The sequence below is a fragment of the Leptospira alstonii serovar Sichuan str. 79601 genome (assembly GCF_000347175.1).
Classification (GTDB): Bacteria; Spirochaetota; Leptospiria; order Leptospirales; family Leptospiraceae; genus Leptospira; species Leptospira alstonii.
In genome coordinates this window covers 1-733 of the sequence record NZ_ANIK01000098.1, presented here as the reverse complement: position 1 = coordinate 733, position 733 = coordinate 1, and the positions used below count along the sequence as shown (strand labels likewise).

1 protein-coding gene is annotated in these 733 nt (G+C 41.2%); it reads right to left on the bottom strand.

What is annotated here, in order from left to right; translation table 11 throughout:
* Positions 1-173: 173 nt before the first annotated feature.
* The coding region (locus LEP1GSC194_RS17455) for an IS110 family transposase (RefSeq protein ID WP_020772462.1) at positions 174-733 on the bottom strand (560 nt) is incomplete at its 5' end.

Sequence of the window (733 nt, the reverse complement as noted above, 5' to 3'; positions counted from 1 at the left end):
GCGGACGCTCTTCGCTCTGGTGAGTTTAACATCGATCGCTCATCTTAGCTGCGCTAAGAGCCAACATTATGTTTCGACCCATAGGGAGAAACATTGAGTTTCTCGCTTAGCGGCTTTTGGCTATCTCGCTCACTCCTATGTTTCTTGTGTCAAGCCCTCCCGCTATTTTTTTTTTACATAAGACCATATTGGGCTAATTTTCGATTTAATATATTTTCGGGCATAGAATTGAAAAGTTCGCCCGTTCGAATCATTGTATAAAGCACTTCGATCATTTTGCGTGAAGCAGCAATGATCGATTTTTTAGCTCCTTTTTTAAGGTATAACCTATCATAGAACTCTTTTATCTTTCCACCATGCTGACAACGAACCAAACTCCAGGCGGCTTGAACGATCACCCTTCGAATCGAATGACAACCACGGGAAACAATTCTACCGTATCGAACCGTATCTCCTGAGATGTCGACTCTGGGAACAAGGCCTGCGTAGTAGGCTGCTTGTTTACCAGAGGAGAATCGCTTACAATCACCCATATAGCTCATGATTGCCAAGGAAGTAATCATACCAATTCCGGGCATGGACATGATCGTTTGAACATAAGCCGGATGTTTTTTTAGAGAATCTTTAATCTCTCCTTCTATTAGTTTTAGATTTAGTTCGACTAAATCTAAAACTTTTAAGATTCGTTCCGCTTCCTTTTTGTATCGATCAGGAAGTAAAGCTACAGAAACTT